General features: G+C 31.2%; 18 protein-coding genes. 4 read left to right on the forward strand and 14 right to left on the reverse strand.

The window, feature by feature from the left end; translation table 11 throughout:
* Positions 1–70 precede the first annotated feature (70 nt).
* Positions 71–892, forward strand: coding sequence for an FtsX-like permease family protein (locus tag CLORY_RS06350; RefSeq protein ID WP_242954356.1), 822 nt, complete (start codon positions 71–73; stop codon positions 890–892).
* A 446-nt stretch (positions 893–1,338) separates the two neighbouring features.
* Positions 1,339–1,764 (forward strand): helix-turn-helix domain-containing protein, encoded by a 426-nt coding sequence (locus CLORY_RS06355; RefSeq protein WP_079422676.1) that lies wholly within the window; start codon positions 1,339–1,341, stop codon positions 1,762–1,764.
* A 313-nt stretch (positions 1,765–2,077) separates the two neighbouring features.
* On the opposite strand, the gene CLORY_RS06360 is transcribed toward CLORY_RS06355, so the two are convergent.
* From CLORY_RS06360 to CLORY_RS06390, 7 genes are all read right to left on the reverse strand, one after another.
* Complete coding sequence (locus CLORY_RS06360) at positions 2,078–2,317, reverse strand: hypothetical protein (protein WP_079422677.1); 240 nt, start codon at positions 2,315–2,317, stop codon at positions 2,078–2,080.
* Positions 2,310–2,999 (reverse strand): DUF3990 domain-containing protein, encoded by a 690-nt coding sequence (locus CLORY_RS06365; RefSeq protein ID WP_079422678.1) that lies wholly within the window; start codon positions 2,997–2,999, stop codon positions 2,310–2,312. The genes CLORY_RS06360 and CLORY_RS06365 overlap by 8 nt, the downstream gene beginning before the upstream one ends.
* A gap of 689 nt (positions 3,000–3,688) precedes the next feature.
* Entirely contained in the window at positions 3,689–4,633 is a 945-nt protein-coding gene (locus CLORY_RS23550; RefSeq protein WP_341456636.1) for an IS3 family transposase, read from the reverse strand.
* The gene (locus tag CLORY_RS23555; protein ID WP_079422680.1) at positions 4,588–5,265 is read right to left on the reverse strand and encodes a helix-turn-helix domain-containing protein; all 678 of its coding nucleotides are present in this window, start codon (positions 5,263–5,265) and stop codon (positions 4,588–4,590) included. Before CLORY_RS23555 ends, CLORY_RS23550 begins: the two co-directional genes overlap by 46 nt.
* 96 nt (positions 5,266–5,361) lie before the next feature.
* Positions 5,362–6,639 carry an FAD-dependent oxidoreductase gene (locus tag CLORY_RS06380; protein WP_079422681.1) on the reverse strand — a complete coding sequence of 426 codons (1,278 nt, stop codon included), beginning with the start codon at positions 6,637–6,639 and terminating at the stop codon, positions 5,362–5,364.
* The gene (locus CLORY_RS06385) at positions 6,636–7,619 is read right to left on the reverse strand and encodes a sulfide/dihydroorotate dehydrogenase-like FAD/NAD-binding protein (RefSeq protein WP_079422682.1); all 984 of its coding nucleotides are present in this window, start codon (positions 7,617–7,619) and stop codon (positions 6,636–6,638) included. Before CLORY_RS06385 ends, CLORY_RS06380 begins: the two co-directional genes overlap by 4 nt.
* Before the next feature lie 107 nt (positions 7,620–7,726).
* A complete protein-coding gene (locus CLORY_RS06390) occupies positions 7,727–8,794 on the reverse strand; it encodes a D-alanyl-D-alanine carboxypeptidase family protein (protein WP_242954357.1) in 1,068 nt (355 codons plus the stop codon).
* Between the two features lie 101 nt (positions 8,795–8,895).
* On the opposite strand from CLORY_RS06390, the gene CLORY_RS06395 reads away from it, so the two are divergent.
* Together CLORY_RS06395 and ytfJ are read left to right on the forward strand one after the other, a co-directional pair.
* The gene (locus CLORY_RS06395; RefSeq protein ID WP_169911548.1) at positions 8,896–9,396 is read left to right on the forward strand and encodes a DUF2953 domain-containing protein; all 501 of its coding nucleotides are present in this window, start codon (positions 8,896–8,898) and stop codon (positions 9,394–9,396) included.
* Between the two features lie 6 nt (positions 9,397–9,402).
* Positions 9,403–9,900 carry a GerW family sporulation protein gene (ytfJ, locus tag CLORY_RS06400; RefSeq protein ID WP_079422684.1) on the forward strand — a complete coding sequence of 166 codons (498 nt, stop codon included), beginning with the start codon at positions 9,403–9,405 and terminating at the stop codon, positions 9,898–9,900.
* A gap of 87 nt (positions 9,901–9,987) precedes the next feature.
* Here ytfJ and scpB read toward each other — a convergent pair whose 3' ends face one another.
* From scpB to spoIVB, 7 genes are all read right to left on the reverse strand, one after another.
* A complete protein-coding gene (gene scpB, locus CLORY_RS06405; RefSeq protein ID WP_079422685.1) occupies positions 9,988–10,608 on the reverse strand; it encodes an SMC-Scp complex subunit ScpB in 621 nt (206 codons plus the stop codon).
* Entirely contained in the window at positions 10,574–11,359 is a 786-nt protein-coding gene (locus CLORY_RS06410; protein ID WP_079422686.1) for a segregation/condensation protein A, read from the reverse strand. Before CLORY_RS06410 ends, scpB begins: the two co-directional genes overlap by 35 nt.
* Before the next feature lie 121 nt (positions 11,360–11,480).
* Positions 11,481–12,644, reverse strand: coding sequence for a D-alanyl-D-alanine carboxypeptidase family protein (locus CLORY_RS06415; protein ID WP_079422687.1), 1,164 nt, complete (start codon positions 12,642–12,644; stop codon positions 11,481–11,483).
* A 108-nt stretch (positions 12,645–12,752) separates the two neighbouring features.
* Positions 12,753–13,628 (reverse strand): tyrosine-type recombinase/integrase, encoded by an 876-nt coding sequence (locus CLORY_RS06420; protein WP_079422688.1) that lies wholly within the window; start codon positions 13,626–13,628, stop codon positions 12,753–12,755.
* A 294-nt stretch (positions 13,629–13,922) separates the two neighbouring features.
* Entirely contained in the window at positions 13,923–14,573 is a 651-nt protein-coding gene (gene spoIIM / locus CLORY_RS06430) for a stage II sporulation protein M (RefSeq protein WP_079422690.1), read from the reverse strand.
* A gap of 285 nt (positions 14,574–14,858) precedes the next feature.
* Complete coding sequence (gene spo0A, locus CLORY_RS06435; protein ID WP_079422691.1) at positions 14,859–15,671, reverse strand: sporulation transcription factor Spo0A; 813 nt, start codon at positions 15,669–15,671, stop codon at positions 14,859–14,861.
* A 386-nt stretch (positions 15,672–16,057) separates the two neighbouring features.
* Positions 16,058–17,284 (reverse strand): SpoIVB peptidase, encoded by a 1,227-nt coding sequence (gene spoIVB, locus CLORY_RS06440; RefSeq protein ID WP_079422692.1) that lies wholly within the window; start codon positions 17,282–17,284, stop codon positions 16,058–16,060.
* Positions 17,285–17,392 lie beyond the last annotated feature (108 nt).

Genomic DNA, 17,392 nt, shown 5'->3' on the forward strand with positions numbered 1-17,392 from the left:
CTATAAAAAAATATTTATTAATATAAAAATTTGCTGTTAACAGGATATAAAGAAAGGATTATTTATAATTATGAAGATAAGAACTTTAAATTCACTTTTGAAAGATGCTCCAAAAAATCTTAGGAATAATGCCACTACTAGTATTGCCTCTATTATCACTATAATGTTAACTGTCTTTATTTTAGCACTATATGTACTATGCATATTGAATGTTAAAAGGACAATCATAGGTATCTATTCCCAATTCGAAATACAAGTCACTTTAGAAAATAATATAAAGACTACTGATAAACAAGACATATATATGAAAATAAGAACAGCACACATTGTAAATGATGTTGTTTTTGAAAATAATATTCCACTATCAGCATCTTACATAATTAAAGTAACCGAAGCAAATGATGTATCGAAAATAACCACTAAGCTTAATGGGTTACAAGGTATAGATAAAATTAACATCTTTCAATGTGTTCCAGCAAAAATTTCAATAATAATTAAATTAATTCAATTGATAGGATTTATACTTTTCCTTATACTTATTATAGCAACATTTTTTTTAATTAAATATACGTTGAAACTTGCTATATATCCAAGAGTTACTGAAATTAATATAATGCAATATCTTGGTGCAACAGATTGTTTTATTAAATTACCATTTATTTTTGAAGGAATAATAATTGGATTTGTAGGATCAGTGTCAGCAGTAATAGCAATTTACTTTTTATATATTTTTGTATACAAACAAATGAATTCTTTTATTTCAACAACTTCCATTAGTTTTATAGCTCCATCTTTTATTTTCACAACTATATCATTAATCTTTATACCTATTGGAATGGTTTTAACTTCTATTGGAAGTATTCGTGTAGTCAAAAAATTCTTAACAGTTTAAAAAAATAATGTTATTTAAACTGCAGATGGCTCTATAAAAAAGCTTCTTTAAGACTTATTTATTTTAATAATCATGTAATGGTGTTATAACAATATTTTCTATGACTGTACACAACTATTTTTACTGACAAATAATCAAAGCTCGCTAGCATCCCCGTGTATAAAATTTCTAATTTCAAATCATCTTTATACAATTATAACGTATATTTCAATTAACTAATCCAGAACATCAGCGAGCTCCTCTATTCTACTCCCTAACCCAATTTCCTTCATACGCTGAAAATACTCAGCTCAAGCAAAAGTATATCTATTTCTTCTGCCTTCCTTAGTTTCCATCTTCTCGTTTGCATAGGCTATAATATCACCTATTGCTGTAAGTGAGGCATGTCCAAAAGCCTGTAAAGCCATATTATATCCTGCTAGAAAGCCGCTTGTAACAGCTTCAGCATGGTGGTCCAAATTGCGGCAAATTGGAAGTTATTACAATATACTGATATACCTTGCAATAACTTGGCTCAGAGACTTAAGAAGGCAAGAATGCTGACTGGCATGTCTCAGGTAGAACTGGCAAAGAAGGTTGGCATTAGCCGCTCTGTTATAAATGAAGTTGAAGCTGGCTATCGAGATAAGATTTTAAGACCTACTTTGCTTAAGCTGCTAACTGTACTAGATAAAGATATTCTTTGCGATGATTATTATAGGTTTGTCCTTGATCAGGAAGAAAAATTGAAGCCACTTGTTGAGAAATATGGATTAAGAAAACTGGCTAGAATGATTGGAATTGATGCTTCCAGTTTGGATCATTGGAAAAGAGGGGATTATCAGATTTCTAGGAGGTATTTTGAAGACTTAAAAGAACTGAAATTGTTGTAGTTTCAGTTCCTGTAAGTCTTCAAATTATAGCTTATTGATTAAATTAATGTATATTTTGTAGTAAACTACAAAACAGTCATTACAAACATAATTTTTAAAAATATATTATTTTAACTATTTTATTAAGATGTAATTTTTGCATAGTCTGCATTGATGCAATTTTTTTCAAATATAAGCAATATTATTAAAGTACCCCAAATACATTTTAACTAGTCTCTTTCACTACATTTTTGATATCTTAACCAAAAGATTTCAGCATTTTCTGCTTCTGTTTGCTTAATTTTGCCTAACTATATTAATAACAACAAAAGCTCTATGCGTTAACTGATGTTTCCTCAAAAAATCTATCTGCAATATATTCTGGAGATTCAGCCCAAAGTCCATTCTCTGTATTCTGCAATGTAGAATATGTTTCAGAATTATAGAACTGATCAATTGCTTCCACAAAATCTATATTTAATCTTTCCTGTAATACATCTATGACTGCACGAATCTGTATACAAACATTCATCGTTATATCTTTTCCATTAAACGTATATATTACATCACTCATAAACACTCCTCCTAACAAACTTCAGATTCAATAACGCCTTTTCTGTGTGAAACGACACTTGGTTATTCACCTGGTTATATTTCAATCTTTTCACCGCTTCATCTGCTGTTAAAATACTAGCAATATATAGCTGAACTGTCTCCATTGTATTATCATCTGCTACAGGTCCAATAACAACATCATTATCATGCTGCAATCCACCTTTCGAGCGATTTTCTTTGATAAATTCAAGCCACTCTTTGTTTAGTGAATCAAATCTTTTTATCTTCAATGTATCACTTTCTTCAAACACAAATTGATATACATAATAAGTATTCTTCTTTTCTCTCAAACTAAGACGATAGGCCCATTCCTTAGCCTGTCGCTCAAGAAGTGTAGTATAAAATCCAATTCCGAAATCTCTTCGATTATGTGACTTACCTAATTTAATATCCTTAAAATCTGAAACTGTTCCATGAAATAAAATCAATTCTTTGGACTCTTCATTTAGCGATTTTTCCACAAATTCCATTACTTCATCAAATGAAATCTGGTGCAAATACTCATGTTGCAAAATTATTTTTTCAAATACTTGATGTTTATGGAACAGTTCATTTGCATCATGAGCTAATAAATGATTTCTCTTAGCATACACTTCCATTGTCTGAATTACCAACATTTCAATATCTGATTGAATACTCAAATAAATCGCCCCCCCTTTTTCATTCTATATTTTCATTCAAAATATAAATATGAGTACATGATTAGTCCTGTATTTAAAATAGCCATTCAAACTTAGACTATACAAATATGCTTTTGCATCCAATAATTATAGTGCAAAAATTAAAAACATTTATACACTCTATGTTATAATTAAGTTAAAAATCAACGAACAACAAAGAAGAGTTGTAAATGTTCTTGGCCTCCATTATAACAAAGTAATCGTCTGTAATCAAACATTAAAATTACAGTTTTCTGTCTTTGAAAGAAGTCAGCACTTTATAAAAAACGAAATAGTTTTATTGGTATTATACAGCACATCAGACATGTAATTTTTCTCAAATACTTTGACAAACCCATCCTTTTTTAATTATAACATGTTTACAATATTTAGTGTAAATTTCACAAAAAAGTCTTTAGAATGCTAACAAACTCGCTAGTACCTAAGGCTGCAGATTTCTCCAATCATAAACAATATCGCAATAACTCTTTAACTAATCTTTTCAAAATGTATTTTATGGTATTATAGCATATAACATATATGTTTACATGACTTGTATTTCAAAAGCCCGCCAACATCCTTCTCCCAGAACATTGAACTGCTCCCCGTCAAGTAGACAATTAAAAAAATAAAAATATTTTCTGCCAGTAGGTGTAATCTTCTGGCAGTTTTCATGCCACTTTTAAATACATTTGATGTTTTTCCATTGGTGTTAATACACCAAGATTTCTTTGTAGTCGGTTGTTATTATAATACTCAATATATTTCTCAATCATTTCAATAACAGACTCTTTACTTGCAAATCGCTTTCCGTAATATCTTTCCCTCTTGATGATTCCCCAAAAGCCTTCCATTGGACCATTATCAATACATTTTGCTACTCTAGACATGCTTTGTGTCATCCCTGCAGCGTCCAACTTTGAGTGAAATACTCGATTTGTGTACTGAAAACCTCTATCACTGTGAAATAGGGGATGTGCGTCTGGATTAGCCTCAATAGCAGCACTAAATGTGTCAAAAACTAAAGCGTTATTATTAGAGTTACGAATAACATATGCAACTATGCGTCTGTCGTATAAATCTAAGATTGCACTTAAATATACTTTATGCTTTTCTGTTCCAATGTAATAATGGAATTCTGTTACATCTGTAAGCCATTTCTCATTTGGAGCATCAGCTGTGAACTCTCGATTCAGTATGTTTTCTGCTATATACTGTGGATTTGCTGCCTGTCGTGTGCAGCCGTTGTTTGAATACTTAATAGTTGATTTTATATCTAGTTTGCGGCATATGCGCAAAACACGCTTATCATTTGCCTTTATATCATGATATCGTTCAAGATCATCTCTGATTCTTCGATATCCTTTATCGGGGCTTTCTTCATGGATTTTTTCAATCTCGCTAGCAATGCGAATATTTTCTGTTTCACCTTCAGGTATTTCTCTATGTAGCCATTTATAGTATGCAGCTCGAGACACATTCCCAAGGTTACATAGAGCACTTATTGGATATTTATATTCTTGATTTTCTTCTTTTATAGCCTGATATATAACTTCATGGCGAATCAGACTTAGTCCTGCCTCCTCTCTATCTCTTTGAGTTTTTTTAAGAAAGATACCTCCATTTCAGCTCGTTCTTTCTCTGCTTTTAAAATCCTATTTTCAGCTCTGAGTTTTTCTAATTCACTCATCTTTTCGAGAGACTTTTGTTTTCCTCGATTATCCTTTAATGCTTCGATTCCATCAGTTTCATATTTAACAGTGTAGTTACGTGCCTGCTGATAAGATACTTGATATTTTTCTGATGTTTCTGCGTAATTATGATTATGTGCAATACAATACTGTACAATTTCAATTCGTTCATCAAATGTAGTTTTTCTACCTTTAGTCATGATAGTACACCCTCCTGTTTTAGAAGACTTTATCTCTTCATGACTATTATACATTTTTATCCACTGTCGTAGTCTACTTTTAGAACGAATACAATACTTCTTACAAATATCACCCAGTGAGCCCAAACCATTTAGATAATCATGTACTGCCTGCAATTTCAATTCTTTTGAATACTTTTGGTTTTGTTTAATAAGAAAAGAATCACAACCAATAGCTTCAAAATTACGTATCCATTCTTGTACAGAAGCTTTACAAACACTGAGTTCATTAGCAATTCGACCTTGACTGCTTTTCCCATCTAGATATTTTAATACAGCAGATATTTTTTCTTCATCAGATATCTTTCTTTTAGACATAAAATAAGCTCCCTCCTAAGTGACAAGTTTTTATTATTTCACTTGTCTACCTAGAAGGAAGCATATCACATTCAGCGAGCTCCTAACTCCTAATCTCTAAACAATCTTCTTCTTAAACACATCCCTAAGTCCAGCCTTCTCAATCCTCTCTTCAATCTCCTTAACATCCAGCGTGTATAGTCCAACTTCCTTCATATGCTGAAAATACTCCGCCCCAGCAAAAGTATACCTATTTCTTCTGCCTTCCTTCGTCTCCATTTTCTCATTCGCATAGGCAATAATATCTCCGATTGCTATAGTTCTTGGAAGTTTCAGTGGGGCATGCCCAAAAGCCTGGAAAACCGCATTATATCCCGCTAGCGAGCCACTGGCGACGGCTTCAGTATGTCCAACAAATAGTCCTGATTTTTCTCCGCCTACAAATAAATTATCTATTCCTTTTACCTTCATATCGTTAGTCCTCGGTGCTACCGATAGATATCTTATTGAATTTCCTTTTCCCCCTGAGTACGGATCTACGTATCTTGCGTATTCAAGTCCTTTTATTTTTCTTAGCTTTTGAAGAGGATAGTACGATGTCATCAGCTTAGCATGACCCGTATCCAACAAAACTACATTCTCAGCAAATTCTTTCAGTGCATACTGCTGACAAACCTTCTTCTTTAATTTTGAAACATCCACATCCTCTTCAGGAACTTTAAGTACTACTACACCTTTTGAGTTAAGTTCATCCACTATCTCCTGCGAAAGACTTTCTTTGGCAAGCTTGCAAGAGCCACTAAATGCACCAAGCACATCATCATCTCTCTCACCTTGAAGGTCTTCAACACCAACTCTGCTGGTAATGCTTACTCTTGGTCCAAAAGAAGGACATCTTAAAATGCACATGGAACATCCATTACCATATCTCAAGCAGTTACCCATCGGTCCTGTAGAACCTGTCGTTTCAATAAAAACATCTCCATCATATACATCACCATTTGCCAGACATATAGATGTCAGCTTTTTATCTTGTACATTAGCGTCTACAACCCTTGAAATAAGGTGAACTTTCACACCAATACTTTCTATATATTTATGAATCTTTACTTCCATTCTATTTACATCATACAGTGAAGCATGTTTATGACCTGGAAAGTCTACATTTTTATGTCTGCAGTTTCCATCAATTATTTCCACAAGTTCTTCTAAACCCAATGCTTTAATTTCCTCTAAAGCTGTATATCGACCATTGTTTCTTATTATTCCTCCAACGTTACCCAAACCAAGCAGCATATCAGTTTTTTCAAAAATCTCCACTTCTGCTCCTGCTAATCTGGCAGTAATAGCTGCTGCAATTCCTGCCCAGCCTCCTCCTATTACAATAGCTCTCATACAAATCTTCTCCCTTCAAATAACTTCTGCGGTGTCATCTGCATCTTACAAAGTCTTTTTACTTTATGTCCTTTGTATCTTGTACTACAACTGCCACATACTCCCTCGCCGCAGCACATTCTAATGTTATTTGAACATGACAACTTCATGTGTTCACCCAAAAGTTCACTTATTTTTAAATTTAGTATATCAGGACCATCACAATGGACTAAATTAACTTTTTCCTGCTGAACTATTGAGAGAAGCTTTTCCTTAAATTCCTGGCTGAGTTCACCATTGTCTAATGTTTTCATTTCTATCACATCACATCTATATTTTTTCAGGTATTCTGAAACAAAATCATCATTATTATTAGTTCTGTCTATAATTACAAGCACTTTATTATTATTAGCATTAAGCTTTTTTAAAACAGGTATCATTGGTGCCTGTCCTATTCCTCTGGCAATAACAATAGATGTACCTGATTTAGCCATGTATATATTTTTAAGACCAAATATTCCATTCCAAAATGGCGCTCTAACAATTATACTTTCTCCCACGTTAATTCCTTTTATCTGTTTTGTTTTTATACCCCGTATCTCTATGGCAAGCTTTATATAATTTTTTTCAGTATCAGCTTCCATAACAGATATTGGACAATCATAATATGCCATAGTTCCCAATGTTCTTATGAATACATAGCTTCCAGGATAAATTAATGATTGACATACATTATGTGGAACCTGAATAGTAAATATAACTATGTCGTTTCCAATTATATCTTTATTAACAACAATACACTTATAATTTTTTCTTTGATCCTTTGGCTTGCACCCATTAGAATTATATTCCTGGTATATACAAACACCTTTCCAATTAACGCAATCGCAAAAATTACAGCCTCTTAGCTGCGAACATAATATACATTCACCTGCCTCGGCAAGATGGCATGGGCAGTATTCTGTGCCAGCATCTATACAATCTATATCTTCATAATTCATAAGCTGCCTCCAAAAAATAAAATAAATCATGCAATAAAATCCCTACACTAATAACATATAGTGTAATTCGATTTTGTTGCATGATTTTTTTCAAATATGTTAGCTAATTATTTAATCCTTTCACACTTCAATGGAGAGCAATATATAAGTTCATTATTTTCATAAAACTGCAGCAGTCCAAAGTTTTTATTCATTTTAGGAGCTAATTTTTGAGGTAATACCAGCCTCTCAGTAACATTACTTCCATTTTTTATCGGAAGAATTATTTCCTCTGACGTTTTTAATACATAGCTCTTTCTCTTATATTTGTAGTTCTTAACTTCGCTATTAGCCGGATGAAAATTTTTATATTCATAGTTTTCATTTACATATTTATATATTTTACAGGTTTCCTTCCATCTTGTAGGACTATTAATTAGCGTTATTATCATATCCTTGCCTGGTGTCTTCACAGATGTTACAAGACATTTGCCGGCCTTTCCAGTATACCCCGTTTTTATGCCGCTAGCTTCTGGCAATAGCCATAATATCTTATTTATATTACGGTAATCTCTCGAAAAGCAAAACTGCTGTCTTGGTATTTCCTTTACTTCAACTATTTGACTAAATTCCTCATTTTCCTTAGCCTTACTGGCTGCTAATGCTAGGTCATAAGCCGTGGTATAATGATTATCGCTGTCAAGACCATGCGGAGATTCAAAATGAGTGTTCGTAAGTCCAATTTCTACAGCATACTCATTCATAACATTCAAAAATTCTTCTACTGTGCCGCCTCTGGACTCAGCAAGAGCAATAGCTGCATCATTTCCGCTCCTAAGCATGAGTCCATATATCAATTCTCTAATAGTAACACTTTCATTCTCTTTATATCCTACTTGAGAACCATGTATATTTGCAGCTCTATGACTAATAGTTACTTTTTCATCTATATTTCCATAATTTAATGCTACTAATGCTGTAACAATTTTCGTAGTACTTGCCATCGGCGTAATATAATTTGCATTTTTATCATATAAAACACGATGGCTTAGTCCATCAATCGCTGCTGCATAATATGCGTTTATATATGGTGCTGAAGATACTGTAGTTTTTTCTTTAGCAAACACAGGAATAACTTGTGAAACTGTAACGCTGAAAATAATCACTGCTGTTAAACACTTATTTATTAGTTTCAATCTCGTTTCCCCTTTCTAATAAAAATATATCTTATATATTATTTTCTGTTTATGGATATAATATCTATATAAATTCATGTTATCCACTGGAGGAAATGCATATGATTTGGGTATTAATCGTGTTATTAGCAATATTATTATTCCCTATAAGGCTGAAATTTACTACTGTATATGAAAATAGAATGTTCCGGGTTTACTTTTTTAATAAAGAACTTAACGCTAAGAAAAAAGTAATGGAGGAAAAAGCTAATGTTAGGAACTATAACATTGCACATCGAAAATTTTATAAAATATTTAAAGAAAATTTCAGTACTGCAATTGAAAAACTATCTAGGAATCCTCATAAAATAAAGGCAGCAGTTAAATTTGAACTCAGATATGGATTTGAAGATGCCGCACTAACCGGCATTGCATATGGGCTATTCAATGGTATAAATAGTTTTATATACGTATATTTAAGAAAGCTTTTTAATATGAAGGATTATAAGTTTGATATCATACCAGATTTTAAAAATCCTCAATTTAATTTTAGAATTACAAGTATAATTTATTTCAATTTAGTAAAAGTTATATACATATTAGTTATTCTTTCTAGGAGGTAAAATATAATGGAAAATCATCCGATAGATACTTTAATGCAAAATACTATGGAAAACTTTAGAAACATGATTGATGTTAATACTATTGTTGGCGATGCTATAGAATCCAAAGATGGAAGCATAATTATTCCAATTTCCAAGGTTTCCTTTGGTTTTGCTTCAGGAGGCAGTGAATTTTTTTGTAAGAATGATTCTAATACCAATAATACTAATAATGGCAACTATCCATTTGGAGGTGCTAGTAGTGCAGGTGTTTCGCTTCATCCTGTAGCGTTTTTAGTTACTAAAGATGACAATGTTCGTCTAATGTCAGTTGATCACGCAAATACTTGTGATAGAATCATTGACTCAATACCTCAGGTACTGGATATGATTAAGGGGTTAGCAAAAGATAAGAAAGCTAATAATAACAATACTTCTACAACTACTAATCCTAATAACACTAATGCAAATACAGCAACTAACACTACTACAAACACTACTACAACTACTACAACTGAAGGATAGATACTTATTTTGCAATAAATCAAACAGGAATCCCACCTACATAGGATTCCTGTTTAATTTATTTTATTGAAAATTGTTTATAATACTTTATGAATCATTCTCCTTAGTATTATCGTCATTATTTTCTACTTCTTTTTCATTTATATACTTATAAACTATTTCTTGAAGTTCAGGCAGTTCTTTAGTATTTTCTATGCCAAACTGTTTCAAAAACTCGTCAGTTGTAGAATACAAAATTGGCCTTCCCGGAGCTTCCAATCTTCCTACCTCTTTTATTAAGGATTTTTCTATAAGTTTAGCCACGGCACTATCACTTTTTACTCCTCTTATATCATCAATTTCAATTCTAGTTATAGGTTGCTTGTATGCTACAATAGCTAAAGTTTCTAAGGAAGCCTGAGATAATGCTTGTCTACTATTATTCCCAAGTATTCTTTCAATATACTCACTATTCTCAGACTTAGTAACAAGCTGATATTCATCATTCATACTTATAAGTTTAATTCCTCTGTTTTCATCATTATATAAATAACTCATTTCTTTTAACAAGCTTTTAGTTAAGTTATTTTTACATCCAATAATCTCTGATATATCTTTTAGTTTCATAGGTTCTCCAGTAACAAAAAGAAGTGATTCTATTATTGAAAAAATTTTATTTTTTTCCGATACTTCTTTAATCTCTGTCTGAATAGCTTGTAATTTCTCCATTTTGACCTATCCTTTCCACAAATATTTCGTGAAAGCTTTCTTCCTGAAAAACTTTTATATCCTTCATTTTTATAAGTTCAAGTAATGCCAAAAATGTTACTATAATCTCCATTTTTCCGTTGCAGCCTTCAACTATCTGCTTAAACGTATATTTTTTACCCATTTCAACTTTAGTTGCAATTTCCCTCATCTTATCTTCTATTTTAAACATATCCATAGGTATTTCCGACTTCAACGTATTGTTCTGGTTTTTCTTATTATTATATCTTTCTAAAACTTCATTATATATATTATATAGCTGCAGCATTGTCACTCCAGCTAAATAGTTTTCATCCTTTCTTTTATCTATGCTTAAATCATCAATTACTTCTGGCTTTTTTGAAAACACTGTTCCAGCATACAGCATCTTATCTCTCAAAAATTCGGCGGCTGCTTTAAACTTCTTATATTCAGCAAGTTTTTCTACTAGTTTTCTAGTTGATTCTTCAGGACTTTCTTCTTCCGTTTCATTTTTAGGTTTAGGCAGCAGCATTCTAGATTTTATCTCTAATAGAGTAGCTGCAACTATTATAAACTCTGAAGTTACCTCTAAATCCATCTCTTGCATTTTTCTTATATATCCCATATATTGATTAGTAATATCACATATTTTTATATCATATATATCCATTTCCTTATTTTTAAGCAAGTGAAGCAATAAGTCAAATGGGCCTTCAAAATTAAGATCCTCTATTTTAATTTTATATTCCATCTATACGCCCCCAAAGCTTTGTATCCATAAATATCAATATATCATTTTATGAATAATTTTTCTACTGTAATTATAAAATTGCACGCAGACTTTCAGTTTCTGCGTGCAATTTTATAAAATATCATATTGAATGCTTAAATATGTTTTTAAAATTATTCTTTAAATTTTCAAAAAACCTTAAATTTCTGACATCTCTATCACTATAAACCTTTACTTTTCCAATAGGCTTATTATTTTCATAGAATTCGCATTCTCCTATTATCTCACCCTTTTTGTAATTCTTTTTAGCCGGGTTCAACTTTAATTTCTGAATAATTTTACACTCAGAACCCCTTTCGCATATATAATTAAAAGGTTCAGCAGCTTTTACTATATAGTATCTATCTCCCTGACTGTTAAGATTAACTTTCTTAATTTGTGCATCCTTTGCTATTATCTTCTTGCTTTCATATTTTGAAAAACCAAAGTTCATAAGCATACTTGCATCTCTGTTTCTAATTTTATAAGTAGGTGCACCCATTATTACAGTTAACATCCTTACATTATCTCTTACAGCCGTCGCAGATATACAGTATTTAGCTTCACTTGTAAATCCAGTTTTAAGACCATCACAGCCTTTAAAAAATCTTACGAGCTTATTATGGTTCACAAGCTCAATAGGAGTTTTTCTTCCCTGACTCAAGGTCTCCATGTAAGTACCGGTATATTTTAGTATAGTCGGATGCTTTAATAGCTCCCTTGACATTATTGATATATCATATGCAGTGGTTAAGTGACCCTCTGCTGGAAGACCTGTACAATTTTTGAAGTTAGTGTTTGTCATTTTAAGCTCAGATGCTCTAGTATTCATCATTTTAACAAAAGCTTCCTGGCTTCCACCTAAATACTCTGCCATAGCTACAGCAGCATCATTTCCGGAAGCTATTCCTATGCCTTTAAGCAGTTCTTCAACAGTTCTTATTTCTCCAGTGTCCAGCAGCATTGTACTTCCACCCATGTTCTTAGCATTTTCACTTATAGTAACTTTATCTGTAAGCTTAATTTTTCCATTGTCTACAGCTTCCATAGCAAGAAGCATAGTCATTACTTTGGTAACAGATGCAGGTGCAAATTTTTCTTGTGAATTTTTTTCATAAATAACTTTACCACTGTTAGGTTCAATTAATATTGCAGACCTAGCTTCTACCTCTATTTCATTCTCTGCATAGACTCTCAAATTACATAAATTGACTAGCATAAAAAATGCTAAAAAAATAGAAAAAACATATTTGAAGTTTCTTTTCATAGTTTGTGCCTCCCTTCAGATATATTTTTTCCAATATAGATTTTATTATCACAATTATATAATTAAATTAACATAGTTAATTTTTGGTGTTTTATTTTTATATTGCATTTACGCTCTAGGATGAGTATTTTTATATACTTCCATAAGTCTATTCTTTTTGATTATGTCCATATATATCTGTATAGCAGAAAGTTCCTTGTAGCCCATAAGCTCTTTAAGAGATTGTATATCCGCTCCGTTTTGAATTAGATGAACTGCTATAGAATGCCTTAATGTATATAAATTTATGTCTTTATCGATATGCGCCTGCTCAGCATAATGCTTTAATATCTTCCAGAAACCCTGTCTGGATATGCTGCTGCCCCTGACATTTAGAAACAGAGTCTTATTATCATTTATTTCTTTTCGCATTTCTATATATTTTTTAAGCCACTCAACACAATAACTTCCTATAGGAATTATCCTTTCAAAATTATTGCTTTCTTTAACCTTTACATAATTGAAATCAAAATTAATATCATCAATTTCAATACTAAGAAGTTCCGTTATCTTAAGCCCCGTAGCATACATCATCTCAAGCATAGCCTTATCCCTAATTCCTTTAAAGGTAGTTGTATCAGGTACAGCTAGAAGCTTATTTACTTCATCAATCGTAAGTATCTCAGGTGACTTTCTTTTAAATTTAGGTATTTCATAGCTTACAATATCCGATTTATCAATATAACCATATTTAATAAGAAACTTATAAAAGTTTCTTATACATATTACATTTCTAGCTATTGAAGCATCTTTCTTGCCCATTTTGCTGAGATGCTGAATAAATTTAGTTACAGTTGTAACATCTGCAGAAAAGAAATCTCTATTGTCAAGTTCTAAAAACTGTTCAAACTTATAGATATCTCTTTTGTATGCATCCGTTGTATTCATGCTAAGATTTTTGGTTTTATTTATGTAATCCAAATATTTATCAATTAATTCATGCATATTCAAACACCTTCATGTTAATTTGTATATAATGTAAAAAACTTTCGCACTATATTTTATTATCCTAATATTTTATGAATAATTTAAAATTAGTAAAATAAATGCTCCAGAAAAAATTTTTATTTTCTAAAATCGATACGAAAGTACTATTATAATAATATATATTTTTTTCATAGTAAAAATATATTATATAATCAGCTATTTTGGGCAGTATTATTCCAAATAATATCATAATCAAATAACACTTTATATATATAATGACAAAATTTATCGTATCTATCACAGTACTTTTCATTATATTCCACTTCCTATTTTCATAACAATAGCTTTTATTGCTCCTGGAGTTATGTATAGTTCATACATAAAGCCAAACATCATACACAAACATATTATTACAAAAACTATGGAATAATTAAATACTGAATTATCAATGTACCTATACCCTGGCTGTTTCATGAACTTATCTTTAAGTTTTGTCACAGATAACCTTATGGCCAGTACCGAACCTACAAGGATACATGGTACATAAAATATATTCTGTGGCACTACACCCATTAGTATAAACCATATTCCTTTATATCCTAGGCTGTCCATAATAAATGCTATCGTGAACCCTAGTGTGAAACCCTTTATTATGTCGATAATTAATATTACTGGTATACCAACTATAGTTATACCTAAAAACCATATTCCTAATATAATAGGAATATTATTTTTTAAGATTTCCAAAAGTATGTATTTTCTATTTATAGCGGTTGATTTTAAGCTAGTTTCAAAAGTAACAAAATAATTAGTAAGGTCCTTCTTCTCTATGGCTCCCATATATTTTACGGTATATATTCCAATAACAATACCTGTAAAAAAGCATACTAAGCATATAGCGTAAAGCCATATATTTTCTTCCATGTGTTCAGAAATTGCACTTCTTTCCATAGAATTTCTCATATATTCCTCCTTTAGGTGTATTATAGGATTCTTCGTTAAAGCATAAAATCCTTATCTCAGTTATCTTTGTATATATGTATTAACACCAAAAGAAATATATGACTTTTAAAAAATATATTCGAATTCAAATATCACGAATTCAAATTATACAAAATAGGGTGTTTTATAAAAGATATGTATCTTTAATCAATATATTCTATGAAGGCTATACGAACGGGACAGGACTCCGCTGGAAAAAGAATTTAGTGCTGAGACCTGTCCTATATAAAACCAAATTATGAATTTTTAGCTTACTTTATTTTTAAGTCTAAGTTTATCAGCAACCATAGCTATGAATTCACTGTTAGTAGGCTTGCCCTTATCATTATGTATTGTATATCCAAATAGTTTGTTTATAGTTTCTACCTGTCCTCTTCCCCACGCTACTTCTATTGCATGTCTAATTGCTCTTTCAACTCTGCTTGCAGTAGTATTATATTTTCTGGCAATTGATGGATATAATTCCTTTGTAACAGCTGATAATAAGTCCATATCGTTTACGACCATCGTAATAGCTTCTCTAAGATACATGTAACCCTTTATATGTGCTGGGACACCAATTTCATGTATTATATTTGTAATCTCTGCCTCAAGATTCATAGGTTCTGATTTTGAAGGTATATCACTAATACTTTCTCCAAAAGATTCGCTTCTTGAAGTGTTGTTGCTTGCAATAGTGTTATTAAACATTTCTCTTATTCTTGTTGTAAATATATCCATATCAAAGGGTTTTACTACATAGTAATCAGCTCCAAGTGCTATTGCCCTTTGTGTTATTTTATCCTGTCCAACTGCAGATAAAATAATAATTCTTGGTTTAGGATCTATATCCATTTTATTTATTTTTTCTAACACCCCAAGTCCATCAAGATGAGGCATTATTATATCTAATACCACTAAATCTGGTCTCTTCTCCTGTATAAGTTTTAAAGCTTCAACGCCATCCTTTGCTATTCCAGTTACTATAATATCCCTTTGATTTAATAAATAGTCATTTAGAATATTACAAAATTCTTTGTTATCATCTGCGATAAGTACTGTTATTTTAGATTCTTCCATTTTTATTCCCCTTCCAATAATGTATTCATTTACTAATAATTACTAATTCGACAAAGAAGAAAAAACTCCTTCTAAAATCAGAAAAATAATTGTTAAAATTATCCATAGTATTTCATTAGCTATTTTTTACATACTTTTCTACTGTTAAAATAACTATATAAGTTGTGAAAGTTCTAATATATTCTGGCTTCTAAAAGATCCTAGGGTCGAACCGATTGAGCAGTGATATTTTAGAAGCCATAATGTAAGAACTTTATTGCAACTTATATATAAAACTTTTTCTACTTATATTTTAAAACAAAATAGAGATGAAAAACAGTCACTTATAGTTACAATATGCAAATTTGTCAGCTACAATGACTGTTTTTATATTATTTTATTTAGAATTATTGGTTTAGTATATTAGAATCCCTAATCATCCATTCAATGTATATTCCATAGCCTATATTAGGTTTATCTATTAATACATGTGTAACTGCTCCGACTAATTTATTGTTTTGTATGATTGGACTACCACTCATTCCTTGAACTATTCCACCCGTTTTTTTCAAAAGTGCAGGATCTGTGATTTTTATTACCATACTTTTAGGTCCCGGATTGTTTTGCTTTAGGAGTTTTTCTATAATAATATCGTATTTTTTAGGGCCACTTTCATCTATAGTAGTTATTATACTTGCTTTTCCAGTCTTAATCTCATTTCTTAATGCTATTTTTATCGGTTTAATGTTTTTTGCTTTAAGTATCCTGTTATCAGCCTTTCCAAATATGCCGCATTCAGTATTCCTATATACAGTCCCTACCTTATTGTCTTCATTTATAAATATACCCTTCAACTCACCTGGTGAACCTTTTACTCCCTTTCTGATACTTATTATTGATGAATTTATTACCTGTCCCTCTGATATATTTATAATTTTCCCTGTATCCACATCTGTTACAGGATGTCCGAGTGCACCGAAAATACGAGTTTTCTCATCATAGAAAGTCAATGTGCCAACTCCAGCTGTAGAATCTCTTACCCACAATCCTATTTTATATCTATCACTGTCTTCACTCTTTACAGGTTTTGCTTCCAAAATTATCCTTTCGTTTTTTCTTTCTATCTCCATTTGAACCTTTTGTCCCTGTGACTCATCTATATGTTGTGAAAGCATCTCAGCATTTTTTATCTCTTTGTTATCTATTTTTATGATGTTATCTCCTACCATTATACCGCTTTTTGCTGCAGGACTAATAACCTCTCCATTCTTACATTTTATTTGACTGAGAGCAACTACTTCAACACCTTTAGTTTCTAATTTTACACCTATATTATTGCCGCCAGGATATAGTGACATATCAGGTATTCTATCTACTTCTACAGTTTTAATTTTAAAAAATCCAAAAAGCTTCGCATCTACCTTTTCTTTTGCATAATTTTTTGATCCTATATTACTTACAGCAGCAGCAGCATTTTCTTTATAATATTCAACAAAAAGTTTATTTTTTAATGTTTCCCCACTTCTTATAAATATCGTATTGGGTATTTTTTCTATGCATATACAAGAAATTGAAGCAAATAATATTATAGGAGTTAAAATACTCAATAATTTTTTATAATATTTATCACCCATTATTTTACCTCCTCAGCTTGAATTTAAGTCCTTAGCAATTTCTCAAATTTAAGTTTCCCCATTAGCCATACGCTTATGCTATTATATCTCTACATCATAAGGCAATTA

This window comes from Clostridium oryzae (assembly GCF_002029235.1).
In the GTDB taxonomy this organism is placed as follows: Bacteria; Bacillota; Clostridia; order Clostridiales; family Clostridiaceae; genus Clostridium_AE; species Clostridium_AE oryzae.

Coding starts and splice junctions, on each gene's coding strand:
- CLORY_RS06410 (WP_079422686.1), bottom strand. CDS start 11,359: ATGGAATATAAAATTAAAATAGAGGATCTTAATTTTGAAGGCCCATTT.
- CLORY_RS06380 (WP_079422681.1), bottom strand. CDS start 6,639: ATGAGAGCTATTGTAATAGGAGGAGGCTGGGCAGGAATTGCAGCAGCT.
- CLORY_RS06350 (WP_242954356.1), top strand. CDS start 71: ATGAAGATAAGAACTTTAAATTCACTTTTGAAAGATGCTCCAAAAAAT.
- CLORY_RS06355 (WP_079422676.1), top strand. CDS start 1,339: ATGGTGGTCCAAATTGCGGCAAATTGGAAGTTATTACAATATACTGAT.
- ytfJ (WP_079422684.1), top strand. CDS start 9,403: ATGGAAAATCATCCGATAGATACTTTAATGCAAAATACTATGGAAAAC.
- CLORY_RS06420 (WP_079422688.1), bottom strand. CDS start 13,628: ATGCATGAATTAATTGATAAATATTTGGATTACATAAATAAAACCAAA.
- CLORY_RS06395 (WP_169911548.1), top strand. CDS start 8,896: ATGATTTGGGTATTAATCGTGTTATTAGCAATATTATTATTCCCTATA.
- spoIVB (WP_079422692.1), bottom strand. CDS start 17,284: ATGGGTGATAAATATTATAAAAAATTATTGAGTATTTTAACTCCTATA.
- CLORY_RS06360 (WP_079422677.1), bottom strand. CDS start 2,317: ATGAGTGATGTAATATATACGTTTAATGGAAAAGATATAACGATGAAT.
- CLORY_RS06385 (WP_079422682.1), bottom strand. CDS start 7,619: ATGAATTATGAAGATATAGATTGTATAGATGCTGGCACAGAATACTGC.
- spo0A (WP_079422691.1), bottom strand. CDS start 15,671: ATGGAAGAATCTAAAATAACAGTACTTATCGCAGATGATAACAAAGAA.
- spoIIM (WP_079422690.1), bottom strand. CDS start 14,573: ATGAGAAATTCTATGGAAAGAAGTGCAATTTCTGAACACATGGAAGAA.
- scpB (WP_079422685.1), bottom strand. CDS start 10,608: ATGGAGAAATTACAAGCTATTCAGACAGAGATTAAAGAAGTATCGGAA.
- CLORY_RS06415 (WP_079422687.1), bottom strand. CDS start 12,644: ATGAAAAGAAACTTCAAATATGTTTTTTCTATTTTTTTAGCATTTTTT.
- CLORY_RS23555 (WP_079422680.1), bottom strand. CDS start 5,265: ATGTCTAAAAGAAAGATATCTGATGAAGAAAAAATATCTGCTGTATTA.